This is a genomic window from Bradyrhizobium sp. NBAIM01, assembly GCF_020194115.1.
Taxonomy (GTDB): domain Bacteria; phylum Pseudomonadota; class Alphaproteobacteria; order Rhizobiales; family Xanthobacteraceae; genus Bradyrhizobium; species Bradyrhizobium yuanmingense.
On sequence record NZ_JADYVU010000001.1, the window covers coordinates 1,234,921 to 1,251,579 of the forward strand.

The 16,659-nt window shown below is 59.5% G+C and carries 16 protein-coding genes and 2 pseudogenes; 6 read left to right on the forward strand and 12 right to left on the reverse strand.

Features of this window, described 5'->3' with window-relative positions:
• Positions 1-422 precede the first annotated feature (422 nt).
• Entirely contained in the window at positions 423-1,259 is an 837-nt protein-coding gene (gene ehuA / locus I6F31_RS05390) for an ectoine/hydroxyectoine ABC transporter ATP-binding protein EhuA (RefSeq protein ID WP_225184957.1), read from the forward strand.
• Between the two features lie 4 nt (positions 1,260-1,263).
• On the opposite strand, the gene ehuD is transcribed toward ehuA, so the two are convergent.
• From ehuD to I6F31_RS05410, 4 genes are all read right to left on the reverse strand, one after another.
• On the reverse strand, positions 1,264-1,956 hold the full coding sequence (gene ehuD / locus I6F31_RS05395; protein ID WP_225184958.1) for an ectoine/hydroxyectoine ABC transporter permease subunit EhuD: 693 nt from the start codon (positions 1,954-1,956) through the stop codon (positions 1,264-1,266).
• Positions 1,953-2,609 (reverse strand): ectoine/hydroxyectoine ABC transporter permease subunit EhuC, encoded by a 657-nt coding sequence (gene ehuC, locus I6F31_RS05400; protein ID WP_225184959.1) that lies wholly within the window; start codon positions 2,607-2,609, stop codon positions 1,953-1,955. Before ehuC ends, ehuD begins: the two co-directional genes overlap by 4 nt.
• A 27-nt stretch (positions 2,610-2,636) precedes the next feature.
• Entirely contained in the window at positions 2,637-3,476 is an 840-nt protein-coding gene (gene ehuB, locus I6F31_RS05405) for an ectoine/hydroxyectoine ABC transporter substrate-binding protein EhuB (RefSeq protein ID WP_225184960.1), read from the reverse strand.
• Positions 3,477-4,208: 732 nt separating this feature from the next.
• The gene (locus tag I6F31_RS05410; RefSeq protein ID WP_225184961.1) at positions 4,209-5,756 is read right to left on the reverse strand and encodes an acetolactate synthase large subunit; all 1,548 of its coding nucleotides are present in this window, start codon (positions 5,754-5,756) and stop codon (positions 4,209-4,211) included.
• Between the two features lie 950 nt (positions 5,757-6,706).
• Here I6F31_RS05410 and I6F31_RS36355 point away from each other — a divergent pair.
• The 4 genes from I6F31_RS36355 (at position 6,707) to I6F31_RS05430 (ending at position 7,630) form a co-directional block, all read left to right on the forward strand.
• A complete protein-coding gene (locus I6F31_RS36355; RefSeq protein ID WP_249788067.1) occupies positions 6,707-6,973 on the forward strand; it encodes a hypothetical protein in 267 nt (88 codons plus the stop codon).
• A 102-nt stretch (positions 6,974-7,075) separates the two neighbouring features.
• A complete protein-coding gene (locus tag I6F31_RS05420; protein ID WP_225184962.1) occupies positions 7,076-7,306 on the forward strand; it encodes a hypothetical protein in 231 nt (76 codons plus the stop codon).
• Positions 7,303-7,527, forward strand: coding sequence for a hypothetical protein (locus tag I6F31_RS05425; RefSeq protein ID WP_225184963.1), 225 nt, complete (start codon positions 7,303-7,305; stop codon positions 7,525-7,527). The genes I6F31_RS05420 and I6F31_RS05425 overlap by 4 nt, the downstream gene beginning before the upstream one ends.
• Complete coding sequence (locus I6F31_RS05430) at positions 7,502-7,630, forward strand: hypothetical protein (RefSeq protein ID WP_346656472.1); 129 nt, start codon at positions 7,502-7,504, stop codon at positions 7,628-7,630. The genes I6F31_RS05425 and I6F31_RS05430 overlap by 26 nt, the downstream gene beginning before the upstream one ends.
• Before the next feature lie 655 nt (positions 7,631-8,285).
• Here the strand turns inward: I6F31_RS05430 and I6F31_RS05435 are convergent.
• From I6F31_RS05435 to I6F31_RS36635, 3 genes and pseudogenes are all read right to left on the reverse strand, one after another.
• Entirely contained in the window at positions 8,286-9,428 is a 1,143-nt protein-coding gene (locus I6F31_RS05435; RefSeq protein WP_225184964.1) for an ABC transporter substrate-binding protein, read from the reverse strand.
• Positions 9,429-10,103: 675 nt separating this feature from the next.
• Positions 10,104-10,277 (reverse strand): transposase domain-containing protein, encoded by a 174-nt coding sequence (locus tag I6F31_RS36630; protein WP_346656473.1) that lies wholly within the window; start codon positions 10,275-10,277, stop codon positions 10,104-10,106.
• A 72-nt stretch (positions 10,278-10,349) separates the two neighbouring features.
• A pseudogene (locus tag I6F31_RS36635) lies at positions 10,350-10,592 on the reverse strand (transposase); the annotation flags it as partial.
• Between I6F31_RS36635 and I6F31_RS36640 the strand changes: the two are divergent.
• Positions 10,500-10,877: a hypothetical protein gene (locus tag I6F31_RS36640; protein ID WP_346656476.1), complete on the forward strand. Its 378-nt coding sequence runs from the start codon at positions 10,500-10,502 to the stop codon at positions 10,875-10,877. The pseudogene I6F31_RS36635 and the gene I6F31_RS36640 sit on opposite strands and share 93 nt — an antisense overlap.
• Here the strand turns inward: I6F31_RS36640 and I6F31_RS36645 are convergent.
• The 5 genes and pseudogenes from I6F31_RS36645 to I6F31_RS05455 all read right to left on the reverse strand — a co-directional run bounded on the left by I6F31_RS36645 (position 10,874) and on the right by I6F31_RS05455 (position 16,629).
• A complete protein-coding gene (locus tag I6F31_RS36645; protein WP_346656463.1) occupies positions 10,874-11,185 on the reverse strand; it encodes a transposase in 312 nt (103 codons plus the stop codon). The two genes, I6F31_RS36640 and I6F31_RS36645, sit on opposite strands and share 4 nt — an antisense overlap.
• Positions 11,186-11,418: 233 nt before the next feature.
• Positions 11,419-11,757, reverse strand: a pseudogene (locus I6F31_RS36650) (hypothetical protein); the annotation flags it as partial.
• 511 nt (positions 11,758-12,268) lie between these two features.
• Positions 12,269-13,177, reverse strand: coding sequence for a ribokinase (locus tag I6F31_RS05445; RefSeq protein ID WP_225184965.1), 909 nt, complete (start codon positions 13,175-13,177; stop codon positions 12,269-12,271).
• Between the two features lie 19 nt (positions 13,178-13,196).
• Complete coding sequence (locus I6F31_RS05450; RefSeq protein ID WP_225184966.1) at positions 13,197-14,090, reverse strand: sugar kinase; 894 nt, start codon at positions 14,088-14,090, stop codon at positions 13,197-13,199.
• 418 nt (positions 14,091-14,508) lie between these two features.
• Complete coding sequence (locus tag I6F31_RS05455; RefSeq protein WP_225184967.1) at positions 14,509-16,629, reverse strand: ADP-ribosylglycohydrolase family protein; 2,121 nt, start codon at positions 16,627-16,629, stop codon at positions 14,509-14,511.
• Positions 16,630-16,659 lie beyond the last annotated feature (30 nt).

The window sequence follows — 16,659 nt, forward strand, 5'->3', positions numbered from 1 at the left end:
GGCCTCCGCGCTCACGGGAGGGGTCTACGACCACAAATACGAAAGCCCATGGTCGAACAACCCCCGCGCCGTCGTGCTGCGGTCGAGATAATCAAAGCGTTCAAGCGCGGGCATCATTCATTTCGAGATCCTCAACGAGCTTCACAAGCATGCCGCCCCGCGCTACTCGCTCGATGGCCGCACCAAAAATCGAAGCTCTCCGGGGGGCCCAGAGAGACAGCGATAGAAGCCTTGGCCTTGCTCGCCTCGCCGCCACGAGACTTGTCCCGGCGGCTGTTCTCGTTCTTGACCTTTACACTGATCGTGGGCGCTCCTCTTGGATCCCGTGCGCGAAGGTGGATCACGGCCCCCGAACACGGGATTCTGTTCCAAAGGGCAGCCTGCGAGGCTGCGCAGTCCTCCAGCAAAGCTGAGTTGCGAACATGAAAATTTACGAGCTCGAGGCTGTACAATCGCATGATGCGCATAAGCAAGAAGCAGCGCAGACGGGGCGGCCTGCCGTCCAGTTCATTGATGTGATGAAGCGGTTCGGCTCACTCGTCGTGCTCAAGAACCTGAACCTTTCCGTGGCCCGCGGCGAGAAGGTCGCGTTGATCGGACCTTCGGGGTCGGGAAAGACGACGCTGCTGAGGACCCTGATGACTCTCGAGCCGATAGACGGCGGACTCATTGAAGTCGAGGGCGAGTCGTTTACGCATGAGTGCATCGACGGCCGCCTGGTGCCAGCGAAAGAGGCGTATCTTCGGCGGATTCGAGGTAAGATCGGAATGGTGTTTCAGCAATTCAACCTCTTTCCACATATGACAGCCCTGCAGAACGTCATCGAGGCTCCCGTTCACGTCCTTGGACTACCTAAGGACGAAGCGATTGAGCGCGCAGTTTCGTTGCTCGGCAAGGTCGGCCTTGTTGACCGCAAAGATCATTATCCAGCGCAGCTCTCCGGTGGCCAACAGCAGCGCGTTGCAATTGCCCGGGCGCTGGCGATGCGGCCCAAAATCTTGCTTTTCGACGAGATCACATCGGCCTTGGATCCTGAACTCGTGCACGAAGTTCTACAGGTTATGCGTCAGCTCGGAGAAGAGCACGATCTCACGATGTTGATCGTGACCCATCAGATGGGATTTGCTTCAGAAGTTGCGGATAGAGTTTGCTTTTTCTCGGAAGGTGAAATTGTCGAGCAAGGCCCGCCCGACGTGATCTTCCATAAGCCTGCACACGAGCGCACGCGAGCGTTCCTTCGCGCGGTGCTCGATGCTTGACCGCTCAGACGCCGGTTAGTCCGGCCGGCGTCTTGCTCCGGACTTCTCCCAATAGCCGCTCGAGGCGCCGGACAAGAAAGGAGGCTCCTAGTGTCATGATAAGGAAGAAAGCGCCGACGATCGTCATTGGCTCTGTATAACGGAAGCTCTCGGAACCGATCATCTTCGCGCGGGTCATCATTTCCAATACCGTGATGACGGACAAAATCGGCGTCGCCTTAAAGATATCGATCAAATAGTTGCCGAGCGCCGGGATCATCGGCGGAATGGCCTGCGGCAGAATGATAGCCCGGTATGCGCGCCAGCGTCCAATGTTGAGGGCCATGACGGCTTCCCATTGGCCGCGCGGAACTGCATCGATACCGCTTCGGTAAACTTCTGCAATAAAACAACCATAATAAAGCCCGATCGCCAGAAGGCCAGCCATAAGCGGTGAGAGCTTGATGCCAAATTGCGGCCCAACGAAAAAAATGAAGTAGAGTTGGATAAGGAGTGGCGTCGACCGGATGAATTCGATCACTGCTGTCGCAGGAATGAAGAGCAAGAATGATCGGCTGCGGCGGCCCAATGCCAGCGGTAGTCCGATTGCGAGGGCCAAAACGAACCCGATTACCGTTGACTGAAACGTGACCAAAGCGCCGGACGCGAGCAGCGGAAGGATCGACCAGGCGAAGCCCCAGTCAAAGACATCGCTCACATCCACCCCCTGATCATTCCACTGCTCAGGCGCCGGTATAGGAAGGCGACAGCGAGAGCGATGGCCTGCGCCATCACAAAGTACATGACAAGTGTCAGCGAATAGAGCTCCCAGGTCCGGAACGTCAGCACATTAAGGTTGTAAGCCTGGAACGTCAGATCTTGCAGCGTGATCAGGGAAACGAGAGCTGTGGATTTCAGAAGTATGATGAGAAGATTGCCCCATGGCAGAAGCATCGTGACCAGGGCTTGCGGAACGATGATACGGCGCATTCGAAGGCTTGCCGACATGTTGAGCGCGATCGCTGCCTCCACCTGCGAGGCAGGTACTGCGACGATGGCTCCGCGGACAATCTCGGATCCGTACGCACCAATATTCAGACCAAGAACGAGCACCGCCACCGGAAATGGATCCAGTCGTAGTCCGAAATTCGGAAGAACGAAGAACATCCAGAAAAGTTGGAGAAGTAAGGACGTGCCGCGAAAAAGCTCGACGTAACCGACCGCTAGCCAACGGATCGCGCGGTTGGACGAAAGCCGGGCGAGGCCGGCCACGAACGCCAACACAATGGCAACTACGGAGGCGGCCGCGGTGATTTGGATTGTCACCACGACCCCTTTTAGCAAAATTGGGAGGAACGTCATCACTTCCATGTCGAAGAACTCTTGTGCAGCACTACGCTAATCGCGCTTGCACAATTCTTCAGAAGTGACGTTTCCAGGCAGAACTTCATCGCCCCGACCAATTGTCGCGTTGATTGCTTTGTGTTCAGCAGAGCCCACGTACTCGCTGAGTGCCTTATTGAAGGCCTTTAGCAGTGACTCGTCTTCCTTGCGAAACGGAGGAGCACTGTAGGAGATCGCCCGGGGGGCCGAGTGGAACAGCTGCGCCGCCTCGACGTCGCCCCCCCCCTTTTCAGCCATCGACTTGGCAGATCCTGGCGAAACGGCAGCAGCATCGGCTCGTCCGGACTTTACAGCAGAGAGCAATGCCCCAGGATCCTGCAAGGGCATAATCCGATCGTCAGGAATGCCCGCTTTGCGCGCGAAGCCTTGCTCGGCTGCGCCTGACATCACCGCGACAATGACGTCCTTGTTCTTTGCGGCATCTTCATAGCTTTGGATCTGCTTGGGGTTGCCCTTCTTGACGAGCATCGCTGCTCCCGTCTGCGAAATCGGGTTTGAGAATGCGACTTCCCGGCAGCGGTTCGGCAAAATGAACATCGGTACAACGACATCGAAGCGACGAGCCTTAAGCCCAGGGATCAGTGATGCCCATTCAGTCAAGACAGGGCGAACTTCCGTTATTCCCATCCGTTTGAAAATTGCGACGACTATCTCAGCGCTAGTGCCAGCAGGTTTGCCCTCAGGACTTAAGTAGGCGTAGGGCGGCTCATTAGAGAAGCCGAATGTCACGCCACCTTTCTGAGCGCGCTCTAACGAGTCATCTGCATGGGCCATAGCAGCGAAAGCAAGCGTTGCGGCGACCGTGAGGGTGGCTACCCGAATAAATAAACACATTCTGAGCTTCCTCCTTCTGGTATCTTGGTCCAGGCTGGATGTTGACATGACAGCGGCGTAAAATTCTATAGTTCTTGTAGATTGTACCGAAGAATGTTCCGCGCAGCGCGAATTACTCCCTCGAAACGAGCTTCCAGCGTCAGTCCTAATTCAACGGCCGGCTTAGTCCTTCGCTGGTCCGCTCCGGTGTATTCCGCCGCATGCGGAGATCTCATCCTAGCTATTTTTCTCGGTCGTTCGACTAGTCCGAATCAATGCGCCGATGGTACCGTCACGCGAGCTGCCGAAGCATCTCTTGATGCGTTGCTTGTCCTCAATTTGTTGCACAGCTAGTTCAACGAACGCGACCTGCTGAGGCCGCCGGCCGCCCGGCATCCACCTGACGTGAGCGGCCCCCGGCCCTCTCCCCGTCTATGATGCCTCTGCTCATACGGTCGTAACCATGCCGGTCAGCACGCCAAACGTCCTGGTCAACTGACCGGCGCCGCAACCGACGGGGGCAACAACGTCGGTCCCAAGCAACAGCCCTGGAAGCATGACGTACGGAGATGGGCCGCAGATCACGGGCAAACCATCTCCACCCGCGCTTCTATGGCAGAAGCTGACGCCTTAAAAGGTATGTCTGTTCTGCAGCAGCCTTCTCCCGATGGAATTCTTCTCCCACATAAGACAACCTCACCGAACGATGGGTGGCCCTGAGTATCTCGCCTGACCCAATCACCGAGAAATCGTCTAAGTGACCTGTACCTCGATCAGATACGGTCCTGGCGTCGAAAGTCCGCGGGCCACTTCGATATTGAATTCGTCCATCGTGGTCACCCGAACCGCAGCCATACCCATGCTTCTAGCTAATCCAGCAAAGTCAATGTCAGGCCGGCTCAAATCAAGCATGTCCAGAGCTTTGCGGCCGACATTCTGCGCCCCGACGTTAGCCAACTCATCGCGGAGGCAAGCGTAAGATTTGTTGTTGAACAGCACCGTCGTAATGTTCAGGCCCTCGCGCACCTGTGTCCACAGTGACTGAATAGCGTACATCGAGCTGCCGTCTGCCTGAAGATTTAGCACAGGCCGATCTGGGCAGGCGATTGCAGCGCCGGTTGCCATCGGCATCCCAAGCCCAATCGAACCGCCTATGTTCTGGAGATAAGTGTGTGGCTGCGAATTCCAGCTTGCAGCGAAAAAACTGGCGCTCGCCGAGATTGATTCATCGACCACGATCGCATTTTCCGGAATGAGCGCGGCGAGCGACTGTGAGACGTTCGGGCCGGTAATTGGGCCGGTAGCAGGCGATGGCGGCGCTAGCTTCGCGGCCTGGCTCGGAAATGATTGGGCCTGCAATTCGTTCGCAAGTCTCTCCAGCGCATCCAGGACGTCCTCTTCAGCACGTGCAAGCGTCAAAAACTCCGTGTCTTCGGAAGCCATCAAGCTTGGTTTATCCGGATAGGCAAAGAAGGCTACCGGAATGCGGCTACCCACCAGAACGATATGCTTAAGTCCAGCAAGTGTCTCCCGCGCCTGGTTGACCGGGTACGGAAGTCGGGCCACGGGAACGCGACCAGCGCCGCGCTCGATGCGACCGGGAAACGTTTGCGACATGATTTTCGCATCAGTTTTGGCACAGATGCGCCCCGCCAGATCAAGGCCGCGTTCTCGCAACGCAAGCCCCCCCAATAGCATCAGCGTGGGCTCTCCGGAACGGAGCGCCCTGGCAATGTCCTTGATGCAATCCTGCGAAACCCGCACTCGTTTTGGTGCCTCGGCGACAGCAACCGGTCCACTGCCCTCGTTCCAGGCCGTATCGGCCGGAAGAATGAGGGTTGCCACCTGACCGGGCGCCGTGCGCGCCGCCGTGATAGCCGCCGCACCATCAGCCGCAACACGCGTTGCATTCGGCGAAGTCCGGACCCAACCAGAAAACGGCTTCGCTGCCCCCTCGATATCGGACGTGAGCGGTGCATCGTAGCCGCGGTGGTAGGTTGCGTGATCTCCCACAATATTGACGATCGGGGTGGACGCCTTGGTGGCATTGTGCAGATTGGAAAGACCATTTGCCAAGCCAGGCCCGAGATGTAGCAGGGTCGCGGCCGGCTTTTCGGCCATACGCGCGTAACCATCCGCAGCGCCGGTTGCAATTCCCTCGAAGAGCACGAGAACGCAGCGCATACCATCGACACGGTCGAGGGCAGCGACAAAGTGCATCTCGGATGTGCCTGGATTTGCGAAGCAGGTGTCTACTCCTCCCGCAACCAGGGTACGAACCAGACTTTCAGCGCCGTTCATTAATCTCGTTTCCTTGTTACTTAAGTCCCATCGTCCTGGAAGCTCACCAGCAGAGTGGCAATCTGAATAGCTTGGTCCGTTCGGTAGAAAACTGTGTGCGCCGCGATCCTACCCGGCCCCCCGAGCCGCGTTCTCCTAAGGTAGCGGCTCATATTGCCGAGATTCTGCGCTCACCTCCCAGAATGCGAGGTTTTAATGCAACCGGTCATTGAACGGCACGCGAGCTCGCATACTCGAGCCAAGCGATCCAAAAGGTCATGGACGGTGCAAACCATCATGCTGGCTTGGCCATGACAGAAGGCAAGGAGAGGCAGTCCGCAGTCCGTTCACAACCATATGACGAAGCCTGATGCGCCAATTAATCAGAGATCGGCTCGGTCTCGAGTCTCGCAGGGTATCGGCAACAAACGCCACTGCACCATGTCCCGAGTTGCGGCACTAAACCTCTCTCTCCCTAAATCTGTTTCGATACCGTTGCTCACTCGGCAGCATCAGACCAGCGCGCTCGACGTGCTGACAGCAACAGAACCGCAGCCGGTGGCACGACAGGGTCGCCGCAGCAAATGCGCTTGCGAACGACGGTAGGCAGCCCAGCGCCAAGGTCGTACGGCTGACGAGCTCACAGAAATTTATAGTTAGTCGAGTAGTATGGAGCCTTATCCTGTTGGCCACACCGCCGGAGCCCCAGTATTTGATCCATATCGGTCCTGCCGTTCCGGGCGGTCCAGCACGAGCCGGGCCCAATCTTAAGCATGCACTTCGACGCGTTCCCCGGATTCATCCTGACCTACGGCCGGGGACGACGCGAGCCTTCGCCAACGCATGCGGGCGGTCGCTCAGGAGTGCCGCCGCTTCGGTTATCGGCGCTTGCATGTTCTGCTCAAGCGAGGGCTTGGGCAATTGCGATCGGGTTATTCTATAAAGCATGACTGATTCTGGCGGGGGGAGCCATGGTTGAGCGCAATGTCGGCCAGATGAGCTTGGCGGACGGGCTGGTTCAGGCGCCGCGAAGCAGCATCCTGGATGAAGTCGAGGCGGTGTGGGTGCCGCTGCGATCCTTGCTCGGCAAGCGGGGCGGCAGCAGCGCCGGTAACGGCAGTTATCCAGCGGAAGCCTTGCTTCGCTGCTTGCTTGCCGGATCTGGCGCAATCTGTCTGATCCGGCTTTGGAAGCCGCGGTTGCGGATCGATTGTCGTTCCGGCGTTTTGTTGGCCTGAGCCTGCACGATGCGACGCCGGACCACAGCAGTTCTGGCGGTTCCGGCAGGAAATCGCGGAGTACGGGCTGATCGAGAAGATTTTAACGAGATCAATCGGCACTTGGAGGCCAAGAAGCTGATCCTCAAGCGGGGCACCTTGGTCGATGCTTCGTTGATCCCGGCACGGGCCAATCCGCCACGTAAGCCACGCAAGGATGCGGAGGAGAAGCCGCCCGAACCATCAGCGGATCGCGATGCGTGCTGGGGCCGCAAGGGCAAGAAGAGCGTGTTCGGCTACAAAGTCTACACGGGCTGGATGCAGGCCACACCCTCATTCGCCGCGTCCATGTGACGGATGCCTCGATCACGGACACCGAGCCGGCGGATCGTTTGTTCTGTGGTGATGAGAAAGCGGTCTACGGCGACCAGGCCTATTACACGCACGCGCGGCACGCGCGCCTGACCGAGGCTGGCATCACGGACCGCTTGATGCGCCGCCCCAACATCATCCCGAACTGCCGCCGCGCAGAAGCGGCGCAACAAGCTGATTGCCAAGGTACGCTCAGCCGTTGAGCGGCCGTACGCCGTGTTCAAGGAGCACTATGGACTACGACGATTGCGCTTCTTCAACTTCGAGCGCAACAAGGTGCTGATCGTGCTCGCCTGCTGCGCCTAGAATCTGCGTCGGGCGGCCGGCGCCTTGGCCGCACCACGCCAGCAATCCGCCTGCGTTTGAAAAACAGGGGATAATGGAGGATGAAATGAGCCCAAAGCCGCTCGCTGCCGCAGGCTCATGTCAAAAAAACCTGCTATGCACCCCGAGCGTCAGCTCACACCTCTGTGCAAAGCCTTCCAAGTGAGAGAGCTATGGCCAATTATAAAAAGCTGTTCCGGATCTACCGGCAAGAGAGGCTTGCGTGCGACGCCGTGGCCGCCGCAAGCGGGTGATCGGGAAGCCGTAGCACCGATTGACGATGGTGATCGCGCCGAACGACCGCTGGTCGTTCGACTTCGTGTCCGGAACAAAACTTGAGGGCAAGGTCAGCTTACGAAGGCGGGCGGTTGACTGCAGCACCGCGCTAGAACGGTAAATTAGCCAAACCTCGGGTCACGCTTCGTTCTTTCAACGCCTGCGCTTCAACGAGATTTTATTGGAGAAGAACCGCTGTGCATAGTTTGTCCGGCTTCTCGCCACGCGCGGTGTTGGCGACACGCGGCGCGCCCATAACAGACTGTCCTGCGAAAGCGGTTCTCACTCAACCACATCAAGATCGCGCAGCCAACTGCGCTTGCGCGATTGCTCCTTGTCCAAGAGTCAGGCGAAGCACCAGCTAACTATGCGCTCGCCATGTTAGCCAACGCTCCTGCATATGATCCGCGTTGGTCTTACCGTCCGGGCGCTTCAACGTGAACCAGGCGAAATCGGGAGGAACCACTTTCGCCGCGTTGTCGGGGTTTATGCTGAGCAGCGGAAGGAGATTGGCTGGCAAGTATTTGAGCTGATTTGTGTTGGGACCAGGATAGCCTACGCCTTGCGTAAAATCGGCCGCTACTTCGGCCCTGTTTACAAACGCGAGGAACTTCTGCCCATTTGCGCTGTTCGGACCGCCCTTCAGAATTGTCCAGTAATTTTCGCCCATGTTAGCCCCCTCCCACACCAAGCGGAGCGGCGCCCCCTGCTTGATTGCCGTTATGGCGCGGCCGTCAGGCGCGCTCGTCAGGGCATATTCACGGCTCAGGAGCAGTTGTACGGGTTCCCCCCCCGCCGTCCACCATTTGACGATATGTGGTTTGATTTCATCAAGTTTCTTCAGCGCACGGTCGATCTTATCGTCTGTCAGCGGAAAGATATCGCTGCGCGCAACGCCATCGGCCATTAATGCATATACCATGTTACGATAACCGAGGCCAGCATCCAGCCCCCTCGGCCCTGGAAACTCCTTGACATTCCAGAAGTCAGCCCAACTCTTTGGGCCAGCTTTAGGGAAAGCACGCTCGTCATAAACCAGCAAATTTGCATTTTGGTAGCCAAGGACCGCGTCGGCACGACGAGCCGATTCCGGCACACCTATTAACGCTTCCGCGTTCCACAAGTCGTAGTCGATGGGCAAAAACGCTCCAGCTTCGTGCAGAGCCGGGTAGTTAGCACCTGTGACAAAAGCAACGTCCCAATCGACGCGCCCAGCTTCCCTCATAGCCTTGATCTGGGGCTCAGCAAGGTCGGCTGTCACATCAACAACCTTGATGCCTGTCGACTTGGTGAAGCGCTCAAAGACGTTCTTGCGCAAACCTTCCGTAAAGGATCCGCCGTAACTATAAACCACTACTTCGCCAGCGCCGGAAAGTTTTTCCTGGGCGAATGCTCCTGTGGTGCTGATTGTGAACGGTACGCTCAGCAAGCTAGCCGTCGACTGCAAGAGCGAGCGTCGATTCATAGCGTTGAAAGCAAATTTGCGGCTCTCCTGCTCACTCATGGAGTTCCCCTCTTTGGATGGTGGCGCATGTTATGTGGTCCAAGGTGCGCGCTAACCCAGGAATTAGAAATACTGTATCAGCGGAGCCGAAATTCACCAGTTAGCAGCTATAAGGCGATTAAATTGCGCATTACGGCTGGCGATCGAGACGATTTTAAGATGGTCGAGCACCTTGGGGTTTATTTGTTGGAGGCTTGGAGGGAAGGAAGAATTAATGCGAGACCGCGCAGGTCGAACGGCGGGGACGATCTGATCACGCGCCGTGATGCTCGGCTTGACCATCGGAAAGGAACAAGTGGCACGACCGCAACAAATGGTGCTGGCCAACTGACGCGGACGAGCGTGCTTCGGCTAGGCGCCGTTCTCGACGTCCGGCGTGTGCTGCGTCGTCTGTGGGTCGGCCCTTTATCGTCCGAAGGCGCGGACGCGCGAACGAACCGGAAGGTGCTGCAATTGACGCCAGAAGCCAGGGAACTGGCACAGCTGTTATCGGCCCAGGCTAGGGTCTCCCCCCAGCACGATGGCCAATCCCGCCCCTGCGTGAGCTCGACGTTGGGCACGAGGTCGACCCGGCGGACACCAGATCAGCGAGGGCTAGGACGTTCTCTCGCATACGACGAGCCCGCTGATTGCCGCGTACGCGCGGGCGAGCTGTATGACAGCGTTGGGTGAAGGTCAGGCGGCTTGCCGATCGTCGGCCTTGCCGGCTTGACACAGAAGCTTCCATTCCCGGGGAAGCAGTTCGTGCAGACGCGATGCAGGAAGATCGGCGATACGGGCTAGGACGTTGGCGAGCCAGGCCTTGGGATCGACGTCATTCAGGCGACACGCCGTGATCATCGTCAGCATGATGGCGGTGCAGTCGGCGCCGCGTAGGCTGCCGGCGAAAGTCCAATTGCGCCTTCCCAAGGCGATGCCGCGCAACGCTCTTTCGGCGGCGTTGTTGCTGAGGCAGATCCTGCCATCGTCGAGGAAGCGGGCAAAATCGGCCCAGCGCCCATGTAATTCATGGGTTTCAGGACCTCGGAGGAGCGGGAGAGGGTTTCTCGCTCGCGCAGCAGGCAGTCGTGCATGTCAATCGAGCAGCGGCTTGCTTTTCTCCTGGCGCACGGCACGCCGCTCGTCGTCGCTGCGGCCGTTCATGGCGCGCTCGATCTCGAACAACGTATCGAGGCGTCTGACCGCCTCCAGTGCGATTGGGGAGACCGGTTTGCCTTGCGAGCTTCCCTGGCATTCTTCTCGATGTCGGCCAGCTCGAAGAAGCCCCGGCGCGCCTGGGCGAAGCAGAATGCCGGCGTGATCGGCAGTCGCTTTCTTTTGCGGATCGGCAACGGCTCGAATCCGCTAGCGATCCGCCTGCAGGATACCGGCGAGGCATCTGGGGATGTTCGCCTCGTCGGTCGCTCGAGGCGTAATAGACCGGTCGCCGGCGGCGCAGACCCACCTTAGGGCGGGTCATCCCACACATAGGCCCAGATCCGGCCGGTCGTGCACTTGCTCTTGGCCAAGATGCGGATGGTGGTTTCGTCGCCATGAAGGCGCTCGGCCGCGAGCACATGACGCTCGATCAGCTGGAAGAGCGGCATGACGGCGAAAATCCCGTGGCCGACCTGGTCGGCCAGCGTCGACAGCGGCAGGTCGATCCTCTCAGCCTTAAAGCCCACACTCTGGCGGTTGAGCGGGATATGCATATCGAACTTGTCGAACAGGATCGTCGCCAGCAATTGCGGATCGATGAAGCCGCGCGGCCGTGGCATGGAACGGTTCCGGCGGCTGGCTGATCTTCTCGCAATCGCGGCAGGTGAACTTTTCCCGCACCGTCTCCTTGAACCGGCGCGGAATCTCCTCCAGAGTCTCGGTCACATACTCGCACAGCTTCGCCAGGCGCGATCCGCACGCAGCAGGCACAGCTCGTCGGGGCCTCGATGACGACGCGCTCGCGTTGGATGTCGTCCGGCCAGGGCTTGCGTACCGGCCACTTGCGCGTGAAGGCGCGCCCGCTCCGGGTTTTCGGCGCCGCCGCCTGGGCGGGAAGCTCGTCCTCGCTCGCCGTGGTAACGAGTTCTTCGAGCTCCAATTCCAGTTGCTCGATCAGCCGCGCCGTGCGCTCAGAGCGCTGTCCGTACAGTTCGCGCTTGAGCTTCTCGATCGGCAGCTCAAGGTGCGCGATCAGCGCCTCGCTGGTCGACAGCTCCGCCCGCGCACTGGCAGCTACCGCCTTGGCTTGCAGCCGCGCCTCACGTTGGGGCTGCAGCGCCGTAGTGCGTCTCCATCCATGTCGCGATCGACCCGGATGCGGTGCCCGGTACCAAGACTTCGATGATGCCATGGCTCTTCCGTCGACGCCCCCCCCGTCGTCAATGGCGCTTCGGCCACCTGCCGCCGCGGCACAGACGGCCCAATCTCGACCGGCACGAACGGCGCTATACTCGCTTCAGCGTGCTTGCAAAGCTCCTTCCGCCACCTGAACAGCTGCCTCACATGAAGCCGGCCACGCGAGCCACCTGGGAAACATTGGCTCCGGGCTCAAGCGATGCTGCAACCAGCCATTCCTTCTCATCCTGCGACCGCCGGCGCCTCCGCTCGACCAATGTGATCACCTCTGCCCTCGAATTGTCATAGCGCTTCTCCTAGGATTACCCCCTGTAGCGCTTGCTTTCGCCAGACAAGGCCGCCCTTGGCGGACGGATACCCTCTCCAGTCCCTCCGGTTTTTGCAAGAAAGAGGGTCGGACCTCCCGCGATCACTCATGAGTAAGAGATTCGTCGCTCACTCGGACTTCAATTTTTTCTCGAATCTTCGTCTCTCCCAAGCAACGGAGCAAAACGAAGCGCTTCGCTCTATATCAACGCGGCAACTTCCTCCGCCGTCGGCATCGACGGGCCAGCGCCCATCCGCTGCACAGAGACAGAGGCGGCCTTGTTGGCGAAGGCGAGGGCTGCGCGCAAAGCCGAGCCTGCGGCGAGCTGCGCCGCAAGCGCGCCGACGAAGCAATCGCCGGCGCCCGTGGTATCGACCGCCTGCACCATGCGGCCCGGCACGATCAATTCGTCGCAGCCGGCGAGTGCGACAACACCGCGCCTGCCGAGCGTGATACAAATGGTCTGATCCGGGCTTACTTGCAGCCCCCGCGCCACGGCGATGATTCGCGCAACGTCATCGCCGTCAGACAGTTCGACGCCGGCGAGGAGGCCGAGCTCGGTCTCGTTCAGCACGAGGACGTCGACCAGCGCCAGCAGATCGTGGCTGAATGTCTGCGCCGGCGCCGGGTTGAGCAGCGTTGTCGCATGGGCGGTGCGCGCTCGTTGATAGAAGGCTGCAATCGTCGGCAGCGGAATTTCGAACTGGCTGACTGCGATGTCGCCCTTCGACAACGGTGCTGCGCCGACATCCTCAGTTCTTACAAGCCCATTGGTTCCGGGAATGACCACGATGGTGTTATCGGCCTGCGCGACTGTAATGATCGCGGTGCCGGTGTGCGCTTCCGCCGTGTCCCGCACGAAGCTGAGATCGACGCCCTGTGCGCCAAGAAACGCCCGGAGCTCGGCGCCGAAGGAGTCCTCGCCCAGACGGCCGATCAGCGTGGTCGTCGCGCCGAGTCTTGACGCCGCCACCGCCTGATTGGCGCCCTTGCCTCCGGGGAAGTACAATACTTGTTTGCCGGCGACGGTTTCGCCAACCCTCGGATGGCGATCGGCCGTCGCAACCACATCCATGTTGATGCTGCCGGCAACGAAGACGCGCCCCATGCGATACCTCTAGCTGAGATTACAGGCTGACCTCGAATTCATGCCTGACCTTCGCGATGTCCACAAGCGTCGGCAATCCGGCTTCGTTGCCGAGACACTGGATCTTGAAGGTCGAGGCGGCACGCGCGAACTCGAAATGCTCGCGCCAGCTTTTGCCCGGATGGGCGAGGTAGGAATAGGTGTAAGCGCCATGGAAGACGTCGCCCGCGCCGTTTGTGTCGATCACGCGCTCGCGCGGGATCGGCATCGCCGGCATCACCTGGACCGTCGGGGTTTCGTCGTACCAGAGCAGGCCCTTCTCGCCCATGGTGACGCCGCCGATCTTGCAGTCGCGGCTCTTGAGATAGTCGAGCATCTTCTCCGGCGTCAAATCCATCTGCTCGCACAGGCGCTCAGCGACGATGGCGACGTCGATGAATTCCAGCAGTTCATGGGTGTTGGTACGCAGGCCGCCGCCGTCGAGCGAGGTCAGGATGCCGGCCTCGCGGCACACCTTGGCGTAGTGGATGGCGGCATCCGGCTGGTGGCCGTCGACATGCAGCGCGCGGCAGCCGCCGAGATTGAGCATCGGAAAGGGGTGGATGTGCTCGTCGTCGCGACAGCGGACGATGGCGCGCTTGCCGTCCTTGGGCATGATGAAGGAGAGCGAGGACTGGTTGACCTTGCGCCCGTGCAGCGAGATGCCGTACTTCGCGCACATGTCCTGGAACATGCGCCCGAGCCAGTCATTGGCTGCGGTCGCGATCAGGTCCGGCACGATGCCGAGCTTGGCACAGCAGAACGCCGCCGTCACCGCGTTGCCGCCGAAGGAGACAGCGTAGTCACGCGCCACGTGCTTCTCGTCGCCGGTCGGCATGTGGTCGGTGATGAAGACGACGTCGATATAGGTCTGTCCAATAAAGAGAGCCTGCATTTCTTGTCCGTGACGCGCTTGGTGGCCCCGGCCGTGTGCATGATCCCCCGGTGACGGCCGCCTTGTTGAGGGAAGCGCAGTATATAAGGCCTGTCTTATAGACAATGAGCGACCGCGGTGCCCCAAGTCGAGCCATTCGAATTGGTAGAGAGAGGTGGGCGACGCCGCTGGTCCAGCGCACAGGATTGAAGTGCCATTTAGTTTTGATCCTTGGGCGGTGTAGGTCGTTAAGAACATCACCGCCCGGCGTCGGTAGTGCTGCCGAAAAAGTTTGCGGCGCGCGACCATGCGGAACATTGTCAGCTCCGCAGCCCAATGAAACACCGCACAACTCGCCATTCGCGAATCGAGCAGACGCCGTGCAGGGCCTTGCCCACAGCGCAGGACTCGCCAAGGCATTGATGGGGACTCGTCACGATCACGCAGGTCCCACGCGTATTTCATTTGAGGAGAGCGCCCCTTCGTGCACGATCAAGCCGATCCCGCCGTTGTCGAGGGCATCAGGATCGCTATCTACAACCGAGAGCGAAGCACCATCGGCAATAAAACTGATTGTGCGTCCCTTTGCGCTGACGCGCATTGAGATCGGCTTTTCGAATTCGATCTTGAAAGGCGTTTCCGCAAGTATCTTGGTTTGCTCGTCGCGAACGCGGACGATCTGCATATTGCCTTCGCGGGTAACGCGCCCCCCATAGTAGCGTCGCAGGCTCTGGACGCGAATGGCAATGCCGCCGTAATTGCCAAGATGCAGCATAACATCACCCGAGGCCTGATAGTCCGTCCACTGGCGCGTGCCGTGAATAATGATGCCTTCACCACGATCCTGCGAGATTCGGAAGGCCGCCCATTTGAAACGCTTCGAGAAAAAGCTTGTGCCGTTAACCCACGCCATGCGCCAGAAGTCGCAATCGGCAGCAGGCCTGCGAAGCGTCAGCGACGGCGGGCCGTCCCAGCGGAGATAATCGACCAGCAACGCTCCGTCCGCGCGCAATCCTGTGCCCGTGAATGCCAGACCGATCTCGCCGATAGGTTGGCCACCGAACTCCGGTAGGCGCCATCGGAGCACGGTTTCCGTCCCGGGCTCTAGGGTCACGACATCGCCGTCTACATTTCGTAGCTCATCGCGCTCGTCATAGACACGTACTCGCAGTCGTACCTCGACCGGCGAGCGGTTGCCGTCGGGCGCAACGACACGAGCTTTTACGACCTGACCGGGATAAACTAGCGGCGTCGCCATTAGCTCGTAGCCGCCGTACCCTCCCGCGCAGAGCATCTCGCGCGGCGAGAATGTCGGCGTAGTGGCGGCAGCGACTTGGCCAGGGCCGAGGGCCGCATAGTGCACCGCGAGCGCACGACTGCCCTCAAATTCCTGATTACCTATGCTGACTGTCTTCGAGAATTCGGCACCCATCTGCGGCCGGAATCCCTGGCGACTGCCGGGAAGCGAGAAATGAAACTGTGCGCCATCCTTGGGCGCCTCGAGCTTGCGCGAGCCTGCGAGCTGCAGACCGATATTGGTGAGATAATATGCCGTGCGTACCGCATCGTTGATCGAATTACCGCCATCGGCCGAAGAGATCAGCAGCTGGTCGGCGATTGGCCCGCGCCAATCCGGACCGGCATCCAGGCCAGCGAGTCCGTTCATGATGCCGAGTAGGCAACCGACATTGCCCGCATTGCAGTCGGTGTCCCAGCCGGAAGTGTTGACAATCATCTGCGCTTTCTGAAAATCATGCGGCGCGTAAAGCACTGCCATGACCATCAGCGCGTGGTTCGGAACTACGTGGCAGTTGCCCGGATATCTGTCGTAGCCGTATTTCTCCTCGATCCGCTTTCGGGTGTCTCGCCAATCGGGATGCTCCTTATGCCAACCCCGGATGTCGACGATCAGTCTGGCGATCGGGCTGTCGGCGGGGATCTGCTTAAGACCGATGTCGAGCAAGTGATCGACGTCTGACGAACCGAATGCTTCGGCCTCCATAGCCGCCCACAGCATCGCTGCATGCACCGCGGCCCCGTCGTGGCTGACGCTGCCGGCCTCTTTCGCAAGACGCGCAGCGAGCTCGGGCTGACTTGGGGCAACCATGGCCCAGGCGTCGATAAAGATCTGCGCACCGATCTGCTCTGCGACCGTCTGCCCGTTCGTCTCGATCGAGCCTGAGCCGGGCGCCGCGATGCCGCGCTTAAGGTTCAGCCAGGCCGTATGCTCGGTTGAATTGCCGCTGCCACCCCACCAGAGAATCGACCGCTGCTCGACGATGTAGTTGAGCCAGGCTTTGCCGATCTGCTCCGAGCTGAGGCCAGGCTTGACGCCGTAATCCTCGAGAGCACGGATGAACGTGAACGTACCCGCCAAGTCATCGTCAGTGACGACCAACGGGTGGTTCAGCCGCTCATTCACAAAATATTCGATGGGACCAAGTTCTTCCATTATCTTCTGGTAGCTCCACCCCTCGAAGGGCCGGCCCAGGTAGACACCAATGAGTTTACCCAGGACGCCTGCATAAACGCGATCGAGGTAGTCGTTGGGTATTTTCATTTTTTACTCTCCGAATTCGTGTTGTTGGCG

Excerpts from the sequence above, each read along its gene's own strand:
- I6F31_RS05455 (WP_225184967.1), bottom strand. The coding sequence starts at position 16,629 with ATGAAAATACCCAACGACTACCTCGATCGCGTTTATGCAGGCGTCCTG.
- I6F31_RS36630 (WP_346656473.1), bottom strand. The coding sequence starts at position 10,277 with ATGCTGACGATGATCACGGCGTGTCGCCTGAATGACGTCGATCCCAAG.
- I6F31_RS36355 (WP_249788067.1), top strand. The coding sequence starts at position 6,707 with ATGGTTGAGCGCAATGTCGGCCAGATGAGCTTGGCGGACGGGCTGGTT.
- I6F31_RS36640 (WP_346656476.1), top strand. The coding sequence starts at position 10,500 with ATGTCAATCGAGCAGCGGCTTGCTTTTCTCCTGGCGCACGGCACGCCG.
- ehuC (WP_225184959.1), bottom strand. The coding sequence starts at position 2,609 with ATGGAAGTGATGACGTTCCTCCCAATTTTGCTAAAAGGGGTCGTGGTG.
- ehuA (WP_225184957.1), top strand. The coding sequence starts at position 423 with ATGAAAATTTACGAGCTCGAGGCTGTACAATCGCATGATGCGCATAAG.
- I6F31_RS36645 (WP_346656463.1), bottom strand. The coding sequence starts at position 11,185 with ATGCCACGGCCGCGCGGCTTCATCGATCCGCAATTGCTGGCGACGATC.
- I6F31_RS05450 (WP_225184966.1), bottom strand. The coding sequence starts at position 14,090 with ATGCAGGCTCTCTTTATTGGACAGACCTATATCGACGTCGTCTTCATC.
- ehuB (WP_225184960.1), bottom strand. The coding sequence starts at position 3,476 with ATGTGTTTATTTATTCGGGTAGCCACCCTCACGGTCGCCGCAACGCTT.
- I6F31_RS05445 (WP_225184965.1), bottom strand. The coding sequence starts at position 13,177 with ATGGGGCGCGTCTTCGTTGCCGGCAGCATCAACATGGATGTGGTTGCG.
- I6F31_RS05410 (WP_225184961.1), bottom strand. The coding sequence starts at position 5,756 with ATGAACGGCGCTGAAAGTCTGGTTCGTACCCTGGTTGCGGGAGGAGTA.
- I6F31_RS05435 (WP_225184964.1), bottom strand. The coding sequence starts at position 9,428 with ATGAGTGAGCAGGAGAGCCGCAAATTTGCTTTCAACGCTATGAATCGA.